This window comes from Streptomyces sp. CNQ329, from assembly GCF_000482585.1.
This window is the reverse complement of the sequence record NZ_AXVU01000145.1, coordinates 1-1,448: the sequence shown is the minus strand read 5'-3', so window position 1 is coordinate 1,448 and position 1,448 is coordinate 1. Positions and strand designations below refer to the sequence as shown.

General features: G+C 63.7%; 1 protein-coding gene and 1 pseudogene. Both read right to left on the bottom strand.

What is annotated here, in order from left to right; translation table 11 throughout:
• Nucleotides 1-468 precede the first annotated feature (468 nt).
• On the bottom strand, nt 469-816 hold the full coding sequence (locus I003_RS36305; protein WP_158689055.1) for a hypothetical protein: 348 nt from the start codon (nt 814-816) through the stop codon (nt 469-471).
• 46 nt (nt 817-862) lie between these two features.
• A pseudogene (locus I003_RS33900) lies at nt 863-994 on the bottom strand (IS5/IS1182 family transposase); the annotation flags it as partial.
• Nucleotides 995-1,448 lie beyond the last annotated feature (454 nt).

The window sequence follows — 1,448 nt, the reverse complement described above, 5'->3', positions numbered from 1 at the left end:
GTCCGACGGACAATCTTGATCACGGGGCTGTGTCGTGGCCACAGCCAGAGTCTCCCACCACCCCATGATCAAGATCTAGCCCTGTAGTACTAGGGCAGGAGGGGGTGGCCGCGCACTCCGCCACCTGCGTCCCATGTTGTCTCGACGAGGCACCCGCAGCGCATCACGTGCAGGGGGGCGAGCCGCTATGGCCTGGCACGGTGCTGAGCTCGCCACCTTGCCAATAATCCTCTGCGGCGAAAAAGGTGATCTCTTCCTAACTGCGCGGATCACGCGCCCTGTTCCGCCTTCTCGCGGCCGGGGACACGTACGGCGACGAGCCTGGTCGTGAAGCCCACACCGCCTGGCTGAAGAAAACCTTCGAGCTGACGCTGCAGAGGACCCGAGGTCCTCCACCACGCCGCGCTGGTCGAGTCTGGGCGGGGCCGGCGTAGCGAGCGGTGGCCGATCCCTGAGGCCACGCTTCGGTCACTCTGCCTGAGCACGAATAGTTCGTGAGGTGAGTGGCGAAGCTGGAGAATCCTGTTCGCGGTGGATGAAGTTTCCTGAGGCCGGCAGGGACTCATGTCTCCATTCCTCGGAGTATTCCGGATCCTCGGAGAACGGCAGGGCCAGGGACCGTACAGACTGGCAGGGCCAGGCTTCGGCCCGGTAGTAGAGCAAGTCAGGTGACAGCATCTGACAGCAGGTAACGCAGCCGGTGAAGAAGATCGCCCGGTGCTCGCATCGGCCTCCGGCCATCTCGATGTAAGGGGCCGCCATCCGCGTGGGCTCGTGGGCAACGAGCTGCTCAAAGCTGGTTTCGTCAAGTCGCATCAGCAGGAAGCTGAGCAGCTATTCGATCCACGGTTCATGACGGGCCGAAGACCCCGGCCTCATACCGTCGGCCCAGTCGGCGCAAACGCGTCTGGCCGGAGCCGAAGCCGAGATCCATCGGCAGATGTTGCCAGGTAACGCCGGTGTACAGCGCAAACAGGATGCCCTGCAGACACCGCCACCCGTCCACCGGCCGTATCTACCTTGGTGCGCTGCGCAGCAGGACGGTTATCGGCATCCAATAGATACCTCGAGCCACCAATAGGCAGGTCGCAGCAACTTCCGCATTCGGCCCTCGTGCGTGCACGCGGCGTCCACCCACGTGTACTACATCCCAATGGCAAGAGGAACACCACATATCTGGTCTTCCCTGTTTATGGCCGTTATGCATGCTTCAGTCCGGGAAGGTGCCGCAGTCCGGCGCGCGACTCGTCCGGTGAGGGGGAAGCGTTGGGAACCGCCCCGGCGGGGCGTCCGACCAGGCCGTCGGTGCGGCGCTTGCCTCGACGTCGCGGGCCTCAGGAGTGCCGTGACCTCTGCTTGGTGTGTGGTCGCCAAGTGGGCGCCAAGTCGTTGGTGTGGTGGTGGCCAAGTTGTGGGGTGTTTGCTGGGTGGTTGTGGGTTGTGTGGTG

Bases quoted from the DNA above. Each gene is read 5' to 3' on its own strand.
- I003_RS36305 (WP_158689055.1), bottom strand. From the start codon at position 816: ATGCGACTTGACGAAACCAGCTTTGAGCAGCTCGTTGCCCACGAGCCC.